At 40.3% G+C, this 17,467-nt stretch carries 16 protein-coding genes; 7 read left to right on the top strand and 9 right to left on the bottom strand.

Annotated elements, in window-relative coordinates; genetic code table 11:
* Positions 1-69: 69 nt before the first annotated feature.
* Positions 70-1,110: an acyltransferase family protein gene (locus MHH31_RS01635; RefSeq protein WP_017366554.1), complete on the top strand. Its 1,041-nt coding sequence runs from the start codon at positions 70-72 to the stop codon at positions 1,108-1,110.
* A 19-nt stretch (positions 1,111-1,129) separates the two neighbouring features.
* Here the strand turns inward: MHH31_RS01635 and MHH31_RS01630 are convergent, their stop codons facing one another.
* The gene (locus tag MHH31_RS01630; protein ID WP_017366553.1) at positions 1,130-1,912 is read right to left on the bottom strand and encodes a glucose 1-dehydrogenase; all 783 of its coding nucleotides are present in this window, start codon (positions 1,910-1,912) and stop codon (positions 1,130-1,132) included.
* A gap of 112 nt (positions 1,913-2,024) precedes the next feature.
* Positions 2,025-2,453, bottom strand: a complete 429-nt coding sequence (locus tag MHH31_RS01625; protein WP_008342138.1) for a cell wall hydrolase — start codon at positions 2,451-2,453, stop codon at positions 2,025-2,027.
* Positions 2,454-2,992: 539 nt separating this feature from the next.
* On the opposite strand from MHH31_RS01625, the gene MHH31_RS01620 reads away from it, so the two are divergent.
* The gene (locus tag MHH31_RS01620; RefSeq protein ID WP_039166404.1) at positions 2,993-4,054 is read left to right on the top strand and encodes a DUF4352 domain-containing protein; all 1,062 of its coding nucleotides are present in this window, start codon (positions 2,993-2,995) and stop codon (positions 4,052-4,054) included.
* Positions 4,055-4,360: 306 nt separating this feature from the next.
* Here MHH31_RS01620 and MHH31_RS01615 read toward each other — a convergent pair whose 3' ends face one another.
* The 3 genes from MHH31_RS01615 to MHH31_RS01605 all read right to left on the bottom strand — a co-directional run bounded on the left by MHH31_RS01615 (position 4,361) and on the right by MHH31_RS01605 (position 6,600).
* Entirely contained in the window at positions 4,361-4,579 is a 219-nt protein-coding gene (locus MHH31_RS01615) for a hypothetical protein (protein WP_017358599.1), read from the bottom strand.
* Between the two features lie 99 nt (positions 4,580-4,678).
* Complete coding sequence (locus tag MHH31_RS01610; RefSeq protein ID WP_046526598.1) at positions 4,679-5,860, bottom strand: ABC transporter permease; 1,182 nt, start codon at positions 5,858-5,860, stop codon at positions 4,679-4,681.
* The gene (locus MHH31_RS01605) at positions 5,860-6,600 is read right to left on the bottom strand and encodes an ATP-binding cassette domain-containing protein (protein ID WP_007498365.1); all 741 of its coding nucleotides are present in this window, start codon (positions 6,598-6,600) and stop codon (positions 5,860-5,862) included. The genes MHH31_RS01610 and MHH31_RS01605 overlap by 1 nt, the downstream gene beginning before the upstream one ends.
* Before the next feature lie 160 nt (positions 6,601-6,760).
* Here MHH31_RS01605 and MHH31_RS01600 point away from each other — a divergent pair, with 160 nt between their 5' ends.
* Both MHH31_RS01600 and MHH31_RS01595 read left to right on the top strand, forming a co-directional pair.
* A complete protein-coding gene (locus MHH31_RS01600) occupies positions 6,761-7,462 on the top strand; it encodes a LytTR family DNA-binding domain-containing protein (protein WP_007498366.1) in 702 nt (233 codons plus the stop codon).
* Positions 7,463-7,473: 11 nt separating this feature from the next.
* Positions 7,474-8,439 carry a GHKL domain-containing protein gene (locus tag MHH31_RS01595; protein ID WP_342495181.1) on the top strand — a complete coding sequence of 322 codons (966 nt, stop codon included), beginning with the start codon at positions 7,474-7,476 and terminating at the stop codon, positions 8,437-8,439.
* A gap of 35 nt (positions 8,440-8,474) precedes the next feature.
* Here the strand turns inward: MHH31_RS01595 and MHH31_RS01590 are convergent, their stop codons facing one another.
* Positions 8,475-9,404: an aldo/keto reductase gene (locus MHH31_RS01590; RefSeq protein ID WP_041508191.1), complete on the bottom strand. Its 930-nt coding sequence runs from the start codon at positions 9,402-9,404 to the stop codon at positions 8,475-8,477.
* Positions 9,405-9,902: 498 nt separating this feature from the next.
* Between MHH31_RS01590 and MHH31_RS01585 the strand changes: the two genes are divergently transcribed.
* Positions 9,903-10,943, top strand: a complete 1,041-nt coding sequence (locus tag MHH31_RS01585; RefSeq protein WP_035703073.1) for a DUF4352 domain-containing protein — start codon at positions 9,903-9,905, stop codon at positions 10,941-10,943.
* A gap of 48 nt (positions 10,944-10,991) precedes the next feature.
* Here the strand turns inward: MHH31_RS01585 and MHH31_RS01580 are convergent, their stop codons facing one another.
* From MHH31_RS01580 to MHH31_RS01570, 3 genes are all read right to left on the bottom strand, one after another.
* Positions 10,992-12,083 carry an SEC-C metal-binding domain-containing protein gene (locus MHH31_RS01580; RefSeq protein ID WP_216895576.1) on the bottom strand — a complete coding sequence of 364 codons (1,092 nt, stop codon included), beginning with the start codon at positions 12,081-12,083 and terminating at the stop codon, positions 10,992-10,994.
* 193 nt (positions 12,084-12,276) lie between these two features.
* Positions 12,277-13,215 carry a response regulator gene (locus MHH31_RS01575; RefSeq protein WP_342495180.1) on the bottom strand — a complete coding sequence of 313 codons (939 nt, stop codon included), beginning with the start codon at positions 13,213-13,215 and terminating at the stop codon, positions 12,277-12,279.
* 4 nt (positions 13,216-13,219) lie between these two features.
* Positions 13,220-14,506: a sensor histidine kinase gene (locus tag MHH31_RS01570; protein ID WP_286069453.1), complete on the bottom strand. Its 1,287-nt coding sequence runs from the start codon at positions 14,504-14,506 to the stop codon at positions 13,220-13,222.
* A 517-nt stretch (positions 14,507-15,023) separates the two neighbouring features.
* On the opposite strand from MHH31_RS01570, the gene MHH31_RS01565 reads away from it, so the two are divergent.
* Positions 15,024-16,004: a glutaminase gene (locus tag MHH31_RS01565; RefSeq protein WP_008342152.1), complete on the top strand. Its 981-nt coding sequence runs from the start codon at positions 15,024-15,026 to the stop codon at positions 16,002-16,004.
* Between the two features lie 33 nt (positions 16,005-16,037).
* Positions 16,038-17,465, top strand: coding sequence for an alanine/glycine:cation symporter family protein (locus MHH31_RS01560; RefSeq protein WP_017358609.1), 1,428 nt, complete (start codon positions 16,038-16,040; stop codon positions 17,463-17,465).
* Positions 17,466-17,467 lie beyond the last annotated feature (2 nt).

Genomic DNA, 17,467 nt, shown 5'->3' with positions numbered 1-17,467 from the left:
CTTTTATATAGTAGAGGTACATATGAAGTAACGGTTTACAATGCTGAGAAAGGAAGGAGATGACTGGCCATGAATAAACGACTCGACTGGGTGGATGCGGCTAAAGGAATCGGCATTCTGCTCGTCGTAATGGCACATGTACCCATTCCTGATTCATTCAAGCAATTTATATACTCTTTTCATATGCCACTCTTCTTTTTACTATCAGGTATGATGTTTCGATCATCCTCACAACCTGCTATGTCATTTATACAGAAAAAAGCGAAAAGCTTGCTCTTACCTTATCTCTATTTCTCCATTATTACGTACGTTTTCTGGTTCACGGTGACCCGATTTTTCGCCTTTAAGGGGCAAACAGATATTGATCCCTTCGTTCCATTTACGGGAATTTTCATTTCAAATGCCGATGAAGCAAGACTGACGCATAACCCAGCCATCTGGTTTTTAACGACGCTCTTTTTAGTGGAAATGTTGTTTTTCTTAATGCATCGTCTGACAAAAGGAAAACCAGCTGTATTGATTTTACTGACCGTCCTTTGCGGCGGAGCCGGATATGCTTCCACGCTATTGTTAAACCAGAGTCTCCCTTGGAATGCCAACGTTGCGTTAACGGCTGTTGTGTTTTATTCAATCGGATTTTTAGCAAAACAATGGTTTGTGGAATTAAAAACAGATCCTACCCTTCTGTTATGTACAGGTCTGCTTGTACTGACTGCATATATGCAAAGCTTTAATTCACGAATTGATATGCGGGTCAATGACTATGGGGATCTATTCATTTTTTATGCTTGTGCACTGCTCGGTTCAGCTGCTGTTATTTATTTAAGCTTCAAATTGAAAACGTCCACGATATTGACGTATCTCGGACGTCATTCCATTGTGATTCTCGTCCTGCAATTTGCCGGTATCGATATCATGAAGGCATTTGTTTATTACGGACTAGGCATCAATATCTCTGATACAACGCAGCTTTCTTGGACGCTCTTTTATACGATCGGTACATTGCTGCTCATGGTGCCATGTATCTCTTTCTTGAGCAAGTATCCTATGCTGCTCGGCAAACCAGCAAAGTCAGCACACCGCTACAAAGAAAAAACATCCGCCGGCTAATGGGGCGGATGTTTTTCTATTATTCATCATTTAATTGAGATGGATAAAGTGTCATTCCTCCATCAACAAATAATGTAGTACCTGTAATATAGGCCGCTTCTTTCGATACGAGAAATGCAGCGGCGGATCCAATCTCCTTTGGATCGCCAAACGTTCTCATTGGAATTTTCTCAAGCTGCTTTTGTTTTTTCTGTTCATCTTGAAGGTCGTCATTTGATTCCGTTGCCATTGTACCTGGTGCAATCGCATTGACCCGAATACCCGCTTCGGCATAATCAAGAGCCAGCGTCTTCGTCATCATATTCATTCCTCCTTTAGAAGTAGAGTAATGAACATTGAACGGACGCGGGATCTCTTGATGGACACTGGATATATTCAAGATTGATCCTTTCACATCATGCTCCATCATATAGGCGATTGCTGCCTTTGCTCCTAAAAATGAGCCTGTGATATTCACATCAATGACCTTTTGCCATTGTTCCAACGTCATTTCATGCGGCATTGCTTCTTCACCATTAAATCCCGAATTATTGACGAACACATCTAGTGCGTTAAAATTCTCCAGCGCGGCATCCATTAACGCCTGAATCCCTTCCTCTTTGGAGACATCTGCGTGTACTTTCACCGCCCTACCTCCATGCTGTTGAATGGCTTGTACTGTTTCTTCAGCACCCTCTTCATCACCTTTATAATTCACAACCACGTTCATTTGTTCTTGTCCAAACCTCAAGGCGATGGCTTGTCCAATCCCTTTAGAAGAACCTGTCACAATGGCTGTTTTCCCTTTTAAATCTTGATACATCTTCATTTCCTCCAATCACGTGCTTCATCTTGTTGATACACAATGGTTACCCATTTTGAAAAAAAGAAAAACACAATCCTCTTGAATACAAAGGATTGTGCTGTTCATCAAGCTAAAAGGTGTTATAAACATTCTCACATGTTTCAGCTGTGGGCTGGTAAAAGCAATGTGACTTATACCTTGCCACAAACGGCTGATTGTACCAAGTGGATGGACAATTTCCAGGCGGTTTGAAATACCAAAGACTGAATTTCGCAGGCCAAAATCGTTCACCATTAATGTTCCTCCGTGCAAGTGTCTTTTCACTTTCTCGTGCTCGCTGATAAAAATAGCCATGCGTGACTGCCTCAAACGCATGCTCCTGATAAATCATTTGTGGAATCGTACGCAGCCCTTTAAAGTCAGAACAGTTGGCACGCAAACGATTGATGCCTACATTTCCTACAAGCAGCATCCCTTGTTTCCCTTCACCTTCCGCTTCGGCTCTCAGCAGTCTGGCCATTAAATCAATATCAGAGCTTGTCGCTCTTACCACTGCCATACATCCACCTCCCATTCATTTCTCTTTTATTTTATGTAGGGTTTCTGTGTAGATGACTGCCATTTTGAAGGGAAAAGACACATTCCGTGTCGAGAGCCTGTCTAAATACCTCAACATTTCGCTGGACAAGTGTCTCTATGTCAACAACACACAAACCTAGTGATCATACACATCACAGGAAAAAATATTCATTACTAACGACTCATTTACAAGTCATAAAAATCCTTCTATTTGCTACATCTTCTTCAAAAACAGTCATTTGAACCTATTCAATAATCCGACTCAAAACCTTAAAATATAAAATGTTGAGTTTTTACAGGAGATTTCAAACAATAAAATACACATTTCTCCTCTCAACATAGTGTCATTTTTACTACTTGAAGTGGATGAACCTTTCGAACGCACTGAGGTATTGACAGTACTTTCGCTTCATTCTACAGTAAAAAACATACAGTATTTTTCTTTTTGTGCAAAAAGAACGATATGAACTAAAGCTTTCCAATGAAATTCACCATAAAACCCGAGGAGGAAAACATCTCATGTTTAAAAAGAAATTATCCCTGTTTCTTCTGATTTTGTGTGTAACTGTTGTCGCTGCTGCTTGTAGTGGTGGAAAAGACAAAACTGCTGCGAAAGAAAGCGATACAAAAAAATCCCTTGATGCAGCTGAAGTAAAAGTAGAAAGTGCTGAGTACACTTTACCACCTCAATACGATACATCTGTTCAGGATGATCAATATGTCCTAAAAGTGAATGTATCTGTAAAAAACATCAGCAAAGAACCATTGAATGTGGATAAAAGCAACTTTACGCTTTACCAAGATGACGCTCAGGTGTCTACCATCTCTCCTGATGACTACAACGAAGTATTATCTTCAAGCTCTCTAAATGCAGGTAAAGTATCAAAAGGTGGTCTTTTCTATGTAGTTGATAAAGAAAAAGACTATCAACTTGTCTACACAGAGCCTGGTACTGGATCGAAAAAAGATGACAAAACACTAGAATTCGATATTAAAGGAAAAGACTTGATGAAAAAGGCAGATACACTTCAAGCGTCTGCAAAAGCCCTTTCTTCTTATATTGATGTCATGATTTTTGGCAAGAAAAATGACGATTTCGAAAAACTAACAGGTGATAACAAATCAACTGTCGTAAACGAATTTGATAAATCATTCAAACAAGGCTACATTTCTTCTTCTGGTATTTCATCTAGCTCAGCAAAAGACGAAAACCTTGATAAGCTTCTAAAAGCTGTAAAAGAAACATTAGCTGAAAAATCAAAAGTATCAACGAAAACAAAATCAATCAGCGGTGATAAAGCTGTCGTGACTGTGACACTTACACCAATTGATGCAAGCCCGCTTGTCGATCGTTTAAAAGAAAAAGCAACTGAATTCTACAGCAAAAACCGTACAGCATCTTATGATGATGCACAGAAATATCTACTTTCTATCTATCCAGATGAATTTAAAAAATTAGGACCATCATCTTCTGAAGAAACTGTAGAAGTGAACATGAAGAAAAACGATATCGACCAATGGAAACTTGATTTGAACGACTACAAAACAAGCTCGTTGGTTGAAAAGTTCATCAAGAACTAAAGAAAAACCCCCGGTTTCCGGGGGTTTTCTTTAGTCTTTTTTTGATTGATGTCTATATTTGATTCCGACATACAAACAAGTAAGGAAGAAAATGGTGACCCACACCCACAAGACATTCACCATCAATAATGTGGTGGCTACTACGATCAAAATTGTGAGATCTAGTTTTTTTTCTAGTTTTTTATGGGTGAGAACAAAAATGATTAGTAGAAAAGCGATGAAACAGGTGATTCCATAACTGAAAGCTGCGGGCAATTTTCGCACCTCCTTATTGTAAGGCGTATACTGACAAAAGGATACAACATACTATGAAGATGAATTCCCCTTTTCAGCATCATATCCTTTTATGATGTCAATCGGATCAACTGCATCATCTTCTTGTATGTATTCCTCTACATAAGGAGTGATTAATTTCTCGAACCTTTGCTCATCGTCTACTAAAGCAATATAAGTTTCATCGCCTTCATAGTCAGATTGGAATAAATGTGCAACAGAACCTAAAGCTCTATCAATTGCATTTCTCAATTCTATCAGCCCTTTTTTATCACTCACTTAAACATACAAAACAAAAAACTTGTAGAAAAAATCTACAAGTTCTTCATTTCTATCAATGAAATGTTCTTTCTATTTCGCAAGCATCCATTTCTCTTTCATAAACAAACTTCTCACGATGACAAACAAAATCATCACTGTCAGCGCCGAGGAGCCGAGCGTCAGGGCAATTGACATCGGGTCAACGATGCCAAACATCAATTGCTTGCATAGTGCGTGAATATTAAGGAATGGGATCGCAAAGTAATACGTATCTAGCTGCGTAGCGCCTGCTCTCATGGTGAAAAACATCGGAATCACACCTAGTGTAATGATCATGGACATGTACGATTGTGCTTCTTTCACTGAGCTTGAAACGACACTGAGCAGCAGTTCAATCATGGATACCATAAATGAGAAAATAATTAATGCCGCTAACATAACGCCGATGATGCTCCACACTTGATCTCCGAAGTTCAGCGCTTGTTTCAGTTTTTCTGTAAAGAGCAATGTAGAGAGCAGCAGCATGCCAATCGCCACAATGCCACTTAATATACCAAACATAGAAACAGCTAGCCATTTTCCAATTAAAAGCTGAAGTCTGCTGGCCGGTGTCAGGAATAAAGCTTCAATTGACTTTCTATCCTTTTCACCTGCTACGATATCAAGCGCAGCTGGCAAAGCACCTGAGATCACAGACGTCACTAAAATCATTGGAAGGAGAATCGACAGCAGCATGGTGGTCACCCCGTTTTCTCCATCCCCGTCCTCTCCTTCTTGCACATCAACCGATTGCACCTCAAACGGATGAATCACTGACGATTTGATCTGATCCTGTGCCAAACGCTTTTCTACGACTTGATTTTGATATTGTTCAAGCAATGATTGCAGCATTTGAACCGCAATCACTGAATCATCATCTGTTGGATACCCATGGACTTTAATGGCAAACGATGTTTGATGCTGAAGCATATCGCCTGCATCTTTTGGCATTTCTAGATAAGCATTTGCCTCACCGTCTTTAACGGCTTGCTGCGGGTCATCAAATGTTTCAAGTTTCAGGTTTTTCACTTCTTTGATCATGTCATTCATATCGGACGGAAGCTTTTCATTGATTGCGACTGTGTACGTTTTATCGCCTGGATCAGCGATCATGCTTTCGTAGAAAAACACGAGTCCGAGCATCGTCAAAAGAGGGATCAACACTGTTAAGAGCAACGTTTTCCTATCTCTGAGCGAATCTGTCATTTCTTTTAAAAAGACGGTTTTCCACATTATGCATTCCCCCTTGCGAGCTTCGACATAAAGATGTAATTCAAGTCTTCACTTTGTTCCTGTGCATATAATTCTGGAAGCGTTCCTTTGTACACGAGCTCCCCTTGATGAATCATCATGACACTGTCACAAAGCAGGCTGACTTCTTCCATGATGTGGCTTGAAAATAGAATCGTTTTATTTTGCTGTTTCAACTGATGAATAAACTCTCTGAAAATATTACTCGATGTGATATCTAAACCTGTTGTCGGTTCGTCAAACAAAATAATGTCAGGGTCATGAATCAATGTTCTGGCAATCGCCACCTTTTGCTTCATCCCTCTTGAAAATCCTTTTACCTTGCGATCCATGTACTGCCTCATCCCGAATCGCTTTGCTAAATCCTCAATTCTTGCTTTGATCTCATGCTGATCCAAGCCATATAATTTCCCAAAGTATTCAAGGTTTTCACGAGCCGTCAAACGGTCATAAAGTCCCGTCTCACCGCCAAACAAGACACCAATTCGCTTTTTCACTTCAGTTGCTTCTTTGACTGTATCAAAGCCTGCAACATTGACTGTTCCATGAGTAGGCTCCAATAATGTCGCAACGGCGCGTAATAATGTGGTTTTCCCCGCACCATTTTCTCCTAAGATGCCGACGACTTCTCCTTCCTTCACGGAGAATGTCATATGTTTCATCGCCTTTACGACTTTTTTCTTATCTGTAAACCAGCAACTACAATCGCTGAGAGTAATCATTTGGTTCGCCCCTTTCGACTATCTACGTCTATGATAGAAAAAATACCGCCTGTCTGACATAAAAATGTCGCGAAACGTCCTTTTTCTGTCTTGAAATGATCCATTTTAAAAAACAAATGGTAAAATAGACAAATAATAAGAAGAGTCATAGGTGATTTTTATGATAAAAGTAGGTCTTGTCGATGATTACCGAGTGGATTTAGAAAAGCTGCATGCCATTGTCGGCAGAATGGATGCCGTTGACATCGTTTTTGTGACGCAGTCAGCGGAGGATGCATATGAGAAGGTCAAACAGGGCGACATTGATCTATTGTTTGCAGACATTGAGATGCCTGGCATGTCAGGCTATGAATTAGCAGACCTTATTCACTCTCACGCACTGAATGTGGATGTTGTATTTGTGACGGGAAACAGTGGGTATGCTGTCCATGCCTTTGATTTGAATGTCCATGATTATATTATGAAGCCTTATCAAGCTGATCGAATCGCCAAATCCTTAGAGCGCTACATGTCCACCAAGCAGGAGAAAAGCATTCACGGACGGCTTCTCATCAAGCAGCAATCAGATATCCATGTACTGCAAAAAAAGGATGTCATCTTTGTTGAACGTACTGGCAGGTCGACGACCATTGTCACAACAACAGGAGATATTCAAACATACCAAACTCTCAACGAGTTAAAAGGTGATTTAGCTGAGAAAGACTTTATCCGCTCCCACCGCTCGTTTATCATCAATATTCATTACATTAAGAACTTTTCGGCGTATGCCAAAAATTCATTTATCGTGTCTTTTGAAGGGACTGATAAAAAAGCCATGATGACGAAGCAGCAATTAGAATACTTTAAGAAATACTACTTTTAAGGAGAACGAACGTGAACGCTTTCTATCTTGGATTTCGCATATATACGCTCATCTGGCTCGGTCTTGCAGTTCAAGCTGCTGCTAAAGCTGTTCTGCCTTTGTCATCAAGCATGGTGTGGCTTCTGACCTTTTGCATCTTGTGCCTTTACACCTTTTTCATTTACAAAAGGTTTTGGCTAGGTATGAATGGTTACATGATATTAGGCGCTTTTGTGCTCATCACCTGTTCAGGCATTTCACTTTTTCTCACGCACGGAAATGGACTAAGCCATCTTTTAACTGTCATCATCATTTTGACAGCCGATCTCCTTTCCTTCAAGGTGATGCAAACGGAGCAACGATTAAATGGACGGCTTCAAGAGCTGATTCATGCTGAGTCGAGGACCAATGACTTGCTGCTTGAGCTGCGAAGTAAACACCATGAAACAGCTAGACATTTAAATGCCTTTTCCGCATCGAATGACGAGCATGAGATCAAAGATTTGATTCAGCAATACGTGAAACATTTTCCTTGGATCAAAGGGGAAAATGCTTATTTGGCCTCCACCCTTCATTCCTTTTTCCAGCGGGCTGAAAAAGAGGACATTGCCCTTTCACTAGATCTTCAAGCACCCTTTTCTTCTCTTCCTTTTTCTAAGGCGGATCAGGTGAGTTTTACTGGCAACCTGCTTGATAACGCATTAGATGCCGCCATTGAAGCGAAGCAAGCTGGGAACGAGGGAAACATCTCGATCACGACTTCCATCCGGAGCGGGCTCTTTTTGATTCATTGTGAAAACAGTACTAAGGGAATGGAAAAACACGTATTAGATCATCTGTTCAAGACGTTTGGCCGCTCGACAAAAGGCGGTGATCATCAAGGTATGGGTACTTATATCATTCATCAGCTTGTTGAAAAGGCAGACGGCACGCTTGATTTTACGTATCGTTCTCCAAACCTGAGGCTCGTGATCAAGATTCCTCTCACAATGGCATAAAAAATAAGGTGCTACTTGGCACCTTATTTTTTATATTATGAAAAGATCTGATCGATTTCGCTAATTTCTTCTTTTGTTAATTGAACATCGTTTGTTTTCAAGTTTTGTAAGACTTGCTCGGCTCGTTTTGCACCAGGAATAATGGCATCAATGCCATCCTGCGCCAACAGCCACGCCAGCGCTACATGGGCTGTTTCGGCATGTTTTGATTGCGCAATGGCCTTCAGTTTGTCTACTTTTTCGAGGTTTTGAAGGAAAGCATCACCTTGGAAAAGCGGGTCCTTTGCTCGAATATCATCAAATGTCGCATCCTTTGTAAACTTCCCAGTCAACAGGCCTGACGCCAATGGAAAATAAGGGATAAAGGAAATCCCATGCTCCACGCAGTATGGGAGAAGGTCTTGCTCGGCCTGACGTTTCAGCAGAGAATACTCTGATTGAAGCACGTCTAGGTATCCATCTCGATTAAAGGTTTGAAGCTGTTCAAAATCAAGGTTTGATGCCCCAATTGCCCGGATTTTCCCCTCATCCTTCAATTCCTTTAAAGTACCGGCCACTTCATCCAGCGGCGTGCGGCCGTCTGGGAAATGCATATAGTACAAATCAATATAATCGGTTTGCAACCTCTTCAGGCTGTCTTCGACCTGCTGTCTTAAGAAATCACGGCTATTGTCCAGTTCGATTTGTCCGTTTACTTCTTTATGAGCCCCTTTTGTCGCAAGAACCAGTTCTTTTCTGCCGCCTCTTTTGGCAATGATCTCGCCAATCAATTCTTCTGAACGGCCCAGCCCATAAATAAAAGCAGAATCTAAGAAATTGACACCATGATCAAGAGCAGTTTCTACTAGCTCCCGCCCTGCATCTTCACTCAGATTCGGGAATAAATTATGGCCACCTACTGCATTTGTTCCAAGCCCTATCGGATTCACCTGTAAATCAGTTCGTCCAAGCGTTACTTTTTTCAAAAGCTCATCTCCCTTATCTGCTTAATCATCCTTATTTTCCCATGAATCATTTTCAACATTCAAGTATTCTGCTCTCTGAAAATCAATCTGGAGGTGGACGCTTTGAAAGAAAAAGATTCGTATGATGAAGATACACTTAAACGAAAAGTTTTGCGATGTGAATCCTAACACATCTTTTGAAATGAAAACTACCTCCGTTTCAAGATTTTTACACACAAAACATTTAAAACTCATGATAAATAGATAAATTAATTCTTATTAACTAGTATATTCTACTTATTAAATTCCGTTTTTTATAGGTATTTGTGTAAAAATCTATCAAAGATAGGGACTAAAACCTATTCCTCATCACGAATGAAATTCGATAGAATGAATAGTGCAAATCGTCATTAGGAGATTTTCCCCTTTAACACCCGAATATACCATTCTATCTGTTTCTTTTTTCTCAGTCAGATAGCGGGAAGAAAATGACGAAAGAAAAGCAAAGGAGCATCAACTGTGAATCTTAAAAAAATAAGTGCACTCCTCATGATTTCATTCGTGATGATCATCTCTGCAGCCTGCCAGAGCTCAGCAAAATCAACAAAGGCTGACCAAAAATCAACAAAAACAGCAGAGGTAAAAGTGAATAGCTACGAATATACGTTACCAGAAGACTCAACCACTACCTTGCGAGACAATGAATTGGTGTTAAAAGTCAACCTGACGATCACCAACAAAGGTGACAAAGCCCTTTCACTATATAACTCTGATTTCACCCTTTATCAGGACGATGCCAAAGTCTCTGATTTAAAATTCTACGGCAGTAAAGACCGCCTTGATCTTGGGTCATTGAACAAAGGGAAATCACTATCAGGAGCGCTTTATTTCCTAGTAGATAAAGGCAAAAAATATCAGTTCGTGTACCAAGATAGCATCAAGAAAAACAGCGATTCGATCGAAATGGAACTAGATGGCGAAAAGATACTGGATTCAGCAAAAAAGCTAGATAACCCAGCAAAAGCACTATCTGCTTATACAGATCTCATTGTTTTTGACAAAAAGAATGATCAATTCTCAGAATTAACAGGTGACAATCAATCAGATGTCGTTAATAAATATCACGAAATGTTTGTGAAAGACTTTAAGAGAAGTGCAGGCATATATGGAAACGAAGTCAGTGACCGCGATATTTTATCCATGTACAAACGCATGCAAAATACAATGAAGGATAAAGCGAAAGTGGAAACAAGTGTGAAAACCATCTCAGATGACGAAGCGAAGGTTGTCGCTCAAGTAACCGGTATTGATGCTTCTAACTTAAAAGACAAACTAGACAAACAAAGAGATGAGTTTTACAACGGCAAAATCCGTTCGAAAGAAGAATTGTATAAGAAAAGCTTGAATATGTACGCATCTGAGTTTGAAAAGCTTCCTCCAGTCTCAAGCCCTGCTGAGTATGAAGTGAAAATGAAACGTAACGGAGATGGTCAGTGGAAAATTGACCTCAATGATTATAATACAGAGCAATACATGAGTGGTTTTATTAAAACAAGATGATGAAAAAAAGACGCTGGCTCCTTGAAAGGTGCCGCGTCTTTTTTCATGCTATGATACAGTCGTCTCTTGCTCTTCTTTGACCGCTTTTTCAATATCTTTAAATCGGCTCGATACAGTGGACGCACTAATGCCATACTTTTTAGCAACTTGTGCTTGAGAAAGCGGGGCATCGCTTGCAAGTGAATGAATATAATATTCGATTCCTGCAGCAAATGACGCCGCTTTACGGATCACAGGTGCTTTCTGATCACAGTAAGCTTTCCAAACTGTTAAAGCGCCATCTGTCAGGCTTTGGTCACCGTGCTCTTTCATCCCGTCTTCAATCAGCTTGGCTGTTTCCAGCTGAACGTCACTAGCCCAGTCCATCCGATCTGCTGATAGTCCTACTGTACTTCCTTCTGTTTGAGCAGGCGCTTCTGTTTCTTCAACTTCTTGCTTCGCAAACATACACTTCAGCACTTCAGGGAAGGCTTCTCTCATAAATGTACTACGTGCTCCTCCGTTTGCCTCATGTGCTTCAACGAGCTGGCGAACCTGAAGAATAAGCGTATCAGTAAACTCTTTCGCGAACATCGTATATTGAATGAAAAACTCTGCTTTTTCTTCAAACTGAACAGGGAAACCTAGAACAAGACTACCTTTCTCTGGCAGCACGGTTTGATCCGGCTTCACATCAACTTCAACCTTCTCAGCTGTCACCATATTCTCAAAGTAAAGAGACTCGTCCGTTTTTTCATTTAATAAAAGCAAAGATGGCTCCATGTCTGTCCAAGATTCAACCACTTGTCTTGTTTTAGGACGGGTAATATCTTCTGCTTTTTTTGTCAGGAATTCTTGGAAGATAGTCTCTTTCTTATCTGTTAATGGGCGGAAGAAAATGCCCCATACACTCAAATGAAAGACTGAGATTTGTTGCGTCTCTTTATCCATATCTGCTAGGAAAGAAAACTCATTAATGAATTGATTGATCGCTCTCTGATGCTTAGAGAACGCATAATTCATTAAATCCTTTTGAACTTGTACAGCTTCCTTAAACACAAGCTCAGACGTTTGTTCTCCGCCTGACTTTTGACCACAGCAATGTTTATATTTTTTTCCGCTTCCGCATGGGCAGAGCGCATTTCGTTTAATTTTTCCCAAAATAAAACCTCCGACATTCTAGTCTAACCTCACTATTTTAACAAACGATTGCACAGGAGAGTTTTATTTTCAAGAAAAAAGAAAAATCAGAATGATCAGATAAATAACAAAGACGTCTAAAAGAGCAAGGCGGCTCATATTCAAAAGCACTCTGTCTCTGTTTATTTTCTCCAATCATTCCAATAGATTTCCCTCAGCTCATCCCTTCGAATAGCTGCTTTGCTTCAAAATAAAAGATTTGCACGAACTTTTTCGTATTGACTCTGCCTGTTGACCCTGCAGAAGAAGAAGTCTTCTGCATTTCTTTCATCCTTTGGCTGACATCAGTGAAATCAAAAAACTTCGACGCATAGTGCTCAAATTTAGGATTTGAAAAATCTGTGAGCCCAAGTGATGCGAAATGATTTAAGGAATGATGGATGGCTCGTCTAATTCGCTGCTCTGCTGCTTTCACTTCCCGCATCACTTCCACATCCACCGCACCACGACCAAGCTTTCGTTCCGCCGTTTTGATAAATAGCTGCTTTAATGGCGGAAAATTCACCTCATGAGAATTGGCTGTCTGCGTTTCATGTAAGTAGATCAATATCTCTAGTAAATCCTTAGAGCCACTCTCTCCGACAATTCCTAATTCAGATAGGAGGAATTCCCCTGCCTCTTTCATCGTTCTTCGCTTTGATCCAGTACCTGTCTCATGAGAAATCACTGGCTCTAATGGCAGCACATGCCGAAGAGAAGCTTGAATATCGTAAATTGATTTTTCGAGCTTGATCCGCTCCATGACCTTTCGAATGACACTGACAATCTCAATTCGATTGACGGGTTTATGAATATAATATTCAATTCCAAGTTCATAGGCTTCTGCCATCATCTCTTTTGCTTCTACTTGAGATATCATGATGACCTTTCCTTTGAATTCAGGGTGAATATGACGTATGGTTTGAATGCCGTCTCTAGCTGGCATTAAAAGATCAATCAGAAGGATGTCTACTTTTTTCAAGTTCAATGAATTCGCTTCTAATCCAATGCCGTCATCAGCTTCATCCACGACCTCTCCTAGATCCTCATCCTCAATGATCTGACCTAAAATCGAGCGTATTGCACGATCATCATCTGCAATGAAAAATCGCATACACTCACCCTCTCTGTATTAAATTTTTTATCGGAAGGACAAGCTGAAAAGCTGTTCCTTTCGTTTCTTTCTGCTCAATCTGGATTTGACCGTCCAGCTCTTGAACCAGCTCTCTCACATAGGATAAGCCAATCCCAGTTGACGGTGTTCCATATGCATCAAATTTTGAGGTATATCCAGGATCAAATACAATCTCTCTCAATTTCTCAGGAATACCCGGTCCATCATCCTCAACCCGAATCTCTATTTTATCATGACTGCCTTTTAATACGAGTGAGATGGCTCCATCATCCTTGATTGCTTCAACTGCATTTGCCATTAAATTATTAATCAGCGATAAGAAAATGAACACATGATACTCATGCAAGTGAATGCCTTTTATATCAGGTGTAAAGGAAATGTTCTTCCCGAGAGATAGCGCATATTTCTCTTGAATGCGAATCACGATTTGAACAAGATCCTCTGCCCTCATATAATCTTGCATGTTTTCCTTTGAAATCAGCTTTGAAAGCCCAGCGTAAATACGCTGATTGTCCTTTTTGACTTCATGTATTTCCCCTGCAAGCTTCAGCAGCTCCTGACTCACTTTCTTTCCTGCCTCATGTTCATTCAGCAGACGATAGAGCCGATAGGATTCTTGCGTTATGTGCTCTGTATGATTTAACGTTTTCTTTAAATGAACTGTTTCCTCATATAAATTTGAAATGACCATCATCATATGCTCATTTTGCTTCATGATTTGTTTCTCTCTTGATTGTGCCTCATACAGCCTCATCATATTAAAAAAGCTGATGACCACGAAGCTGTGAGCAAATGCAATGAGGATCATATCACTCAGCTTTGAGAAAGTCATGGTTGTATCAAACACTAAAAATTGTACAAACAGCTCAACAAAATCAGCCAGCAGTTCAATCATCAGTCCGATCAGCCCAATAAAAATGGAACGCTGCTTGAAACGTCCTGTACGGACAACAAAGAAAAGAAAAGCATAAGTAAAGTAAAAAAAGAAGCTCGGAAACTGCTGATAAAATGACAGAGCCAGATCAGCTTTTTGCTGAATAAGATCTAAACCTACTCGAAATAGGACAATGGCTGCGCCTGTTAAAAACCCTGGCAGCAATGGTCTTGATTTTCTTAAAAGTAATAAGCAAAAGAAAAACGCAGGTGCCCCAAAACTAATACGAAATGTTTCATTCACAGGATAAAACTTCAGCTCTCCCGCAAGCGGCACAATGACGATCATAAAAATCAAAATAAATGCGTCTTTTTTGACAAGCTGGTTTAAACTCAAATGACTGACATCCCTTCCCCTGTTTACATAGCCACAGTATACAAGGAGACTCTTTGCTTCACAATGAGCAAAAAAATTATTTTCACGGCTACTTCTCTCTTCAAAATCATTTTTTATGACTATTCTCCGAGAAGGCAAGGTGACCTTTCAGCCATTCTACGATTTGGAGATTGTCTACAATAATGGGAATTGTTTAGACAATTACATGCAGACTGATTTTTATTTGTAAGTTTTTCTGTAGATTTTCGTCAGATTGTGTAGTTTCCAAGATAAATTGAATGAACAATTTTAGTGAAACTATATGTAAGCGTTTTCTGAATTTTCACTAAAAACCCTTTTTGTTGTTTCGCCGCCAAAGCCTTCATTTGAACATATATTTAGGTGTAAAGGAGTGGTACAAGCAGCGCATGACAAGTTCTTTGAAGATGTGTAACATGTTTTCGTGCCTATTTGATCGCATTTTTTGTCATCCGCCAATTCAATAGGGTACTTTTTGATTTTTGATTGGAGGAATCGTATGAAAACAGCAATTTCTAATAATACACAACACGCATGCCAGTCTTCTGTTGATCAATGGGCAGAAGAAATACGTCCGTATTACAAAAACGGGCAGAACGCTGGCTACATTCCAGCACTCGGAAAAGTAAATTCCTCTCAACTTGGTATCAGCGTGATAGGCCCAGATGGATCATCTGTACGTTATGGTGATTGGGACGTTCCCTTTACCCTGCAAAGTATCTCAAAAGTCATCAGCTTTATAGCTGCCTGTTTAGGAAGAGGCGTTCCGTACGTCTTGGATCGGGTAGATGTAGAGCCAACTGGTGATGCATTTAATTCCATCTACCGCCTTGAGATGCATAAACCAGGGAAGCCCTTTAATCCAATGATTAATGCTGGAGCTATTACCGTATCCTCCATCCTTCCTGGAAAGACTTCTACAGAAAAGCTAGCATATATTTTCGATTTAATCGAAAACTTAATAGGGAAGCGTCCTTCTGTTAATGAAGAGGTTTATCAATCAGAATGGGCAACTGCCCACCGCAACCGGGCACTTGCTTATTATTTAAAAGAAACCAATTACTTAGAATCAGATGTCGAGGACACGTTAGAAGTGTATTTAAAGCAATGTTCCATTGAGGTCACAACAGAGGACATCGCCTTGATTGGACTGATTATTTCAAGTGATGGCTACCATCCCTTTAAACAAGTCCAAGTCATCCCAAAAGATATCGCAAGACTAACAAAGGCATTGATGCTGACATGCGGCATGTACAATGCGTCTGGTAATTTTGCCGCTTTCGTAGGCGTTCCAGCCAAAAGTGGTGTGTCTGGAGGAATCATGGCTTGCGTTCCGCCAAGCGCAAGAAGAGAATTCCCATTTCAGACAGGCTGCGGTATCGGCATTTATGGTCCTGCCATTGACGATTGTGGAAATAGTATTACCGGTGTCATGATGCTGAAGAAACTTGCCAAAGAGTGGGATCTCAGTATTTTTTAAAAAGAACAGTGATGAATTCGAAGAGGTGATGTTATGAACGAAAAAGCTTTGCTATCTTATTTAACAACTACAAATGATTTTATTTGGACTTATCTAATCATTGCTCTGTTACTTGGAGTAGGGGTCTACTTCACATATAGATCACGCTTCCTGCAAGTCAGAATGCTCAAAGAAATGCTGCGTGTTCTAAAAGAAGGAAGAAAAGAAAAAGAGGGAATCTCACCGTTCCAAGCTTTTGCCATCAGTATGGCAGCACGTGTCGGAACAGGGAATATCACAGGGATTGCCATCGCTATTGCGATCGGTGGACCTGGCGCAATCTTCTGGATGTGGATCGTAGCAATTATCGGTTCTGCTTCAAGCTTTGTTGAAAGTACACTAGCTCAGGTGTATAAAGTCAAAGATAAAACAGGATTCCGCGGTGGACCTGCTTATTACATGGAAAAAGGGTTAAATAAGCGCTGGATGGGGATTTTATTTGCCATCCTAATCACGATCTCTTTTGGGATTGTCTTTAACGCAGTGCAATCAAATACAATCACCGTCGCTTTTAAAAACTCTTTTGGCCTAGATCGTTTAACTGTCGGAATCGTTATGGCTGTTATTTTTGCGTTCATTATTTTCAAAGGAATCAAAGCGATTGCAAAAGCATCTGAATATATTGTCGTTTTTCTTGCCGTTGCTTACATCGGGATTGCTTTCTTTGTCATTATCACAAATATCACTGAACTACCAGGTGTCATCAGTACGATTGTGAAGCATGCTTTCGGATTTGAGCAGTTTGCCGGCGGTACATTAGGTGGAGCATTGTTACAAGGGATTAAACGCGGTCTCTTCTCAAACGAAGCCGGTATGGGTAGTGCCCCTAACGCAGCAGCAACTGCTGTCACGAGCCACCCAGTCAAACAAGGATTAATCCAAGCATTTGGTGTGTTAACAGATACATTAATTATTTGTACAAGTACAGCCTTTCTCGTCTTGTTCTCTGATGCGTATAAAACAACCAATCTGGAAGGAATTGAGCTAACTCAGGCTTCATTAAGCCAGCACATTGGACCTTGGGCTTCTGGATTCCTAGCCATTATGATTTTCTTATTCGCTTTTAGTACGTTAATTGGTAACTATTACTATGGTGAAACGAACATTGAGTTCTTGGGAGCGAATAAAATTTGGCTCAACATCTATCGTGTTGCTGTCATTGGCATGGTTCTATTCGGAGCTGTTGCCACTGTTCCTCTCGTTTGGGGTCTAGCTGACTTATTCATGGGTCTCATGGTCATCGTCAACCTCATTGCCATTACCATGTTGTCCAAAGTCGCCTTTGCAGCACTGAAGGATTACATGCGACAGAAAAAAGAAGGCAAAGATCCTGTTTTCTATAAAAATGCCGTTCCAAACAATGAAGAGATTGAATGCTGGGACGACGAACCTGTTTCCTTGAAAAAGAATCAAATCGGATAAAA

This window comes from Bacillus sp. FSL K6-1033 (assembly GCF_038630765.1).
GTDB classification, from domain to species: domain Bacteria; phylum Bacillota; class Bacilli; order Bacillales; family Bacillaceae; genus Bacillus; species Bacillus altitudinis.
The sequence above is the reverse complement of the archived record's forward strand: the minus strand, read 5'-3'. Positions and strand labels throughout refer to the sequence as shown.

Bases quoted from the DNA above. Each gene is read 5' to 3' on its own strand.
- MHH31_RS01635 (WP_017366554.1), top strand. From the start codon at position 70: ATGAATAAACGACTCGACTGGGTGGATGCGGCTAAAGGAATCGGCATT.
- MHH31_RS01625 (WP_008342138.1), bottom strand. From the start codon at position 2,453: ATGGCAGTGGTAAGAGCGACAAGCTCTGATATTGATTTAATGGCCAGA.
- MHH31_RS01620 (WP_039166404.1), top strand. From the start codon at position 2,993: ATGTTTAAAAAGAAATTATCCCTGTTTCTTCTGATTTTGTGTGTAACT.
- MHH31_RS01600 (WP_007498366.1), top strand. From the start codon at position 6,761: ATGATAAAAGTAGGTCTTGTCGATGATTACCGAGTGGATTTAGAAAAG.
- MHH31_RS01565 (WP_008342152.1), top strand. From the start codon at position 15,024: ATGAAAACAGCAATTTCTAATAATACACAACACGCATGCCAGTCTTCT.
- MHH31_RS01575 (WP_342495180.1), bottom strand. From the start codon at position 13,215: ATGCGATTTTTCATTGCAGATGATGATCGTGCAATACGCTCGATTTTA.
- MHH31_RS01560 (WP_017358609.1), top strand. From the start codon at position 16,038: ATGAACGAAAAAGCTTTGCTATCTTATTTAACAACTACAAATGATTTT.
- MHH31_RS01605 (WP_007498365.1), bottom strand. From the start codon at position 6,600: ATGATTACTCTCAGCGATTGTAGTTGCTGGTTTACAGATAAGAAAAAA.
- MHH31_RS01630 (WP_017366553.1), bottom strand. From the start codon at position 1,912: ATGTATCAAGATTTAAAAGGGAAAACAGCCATTGTGACAGGTTCTTCT.
- MHH31_RS01610 (WP_046526598.1), bottom strand. From the start codon at position 5,860: ATGTGGAAAACCGTCTTTTTAAAAGAAATGACAGATTCGCTCAGAGAT.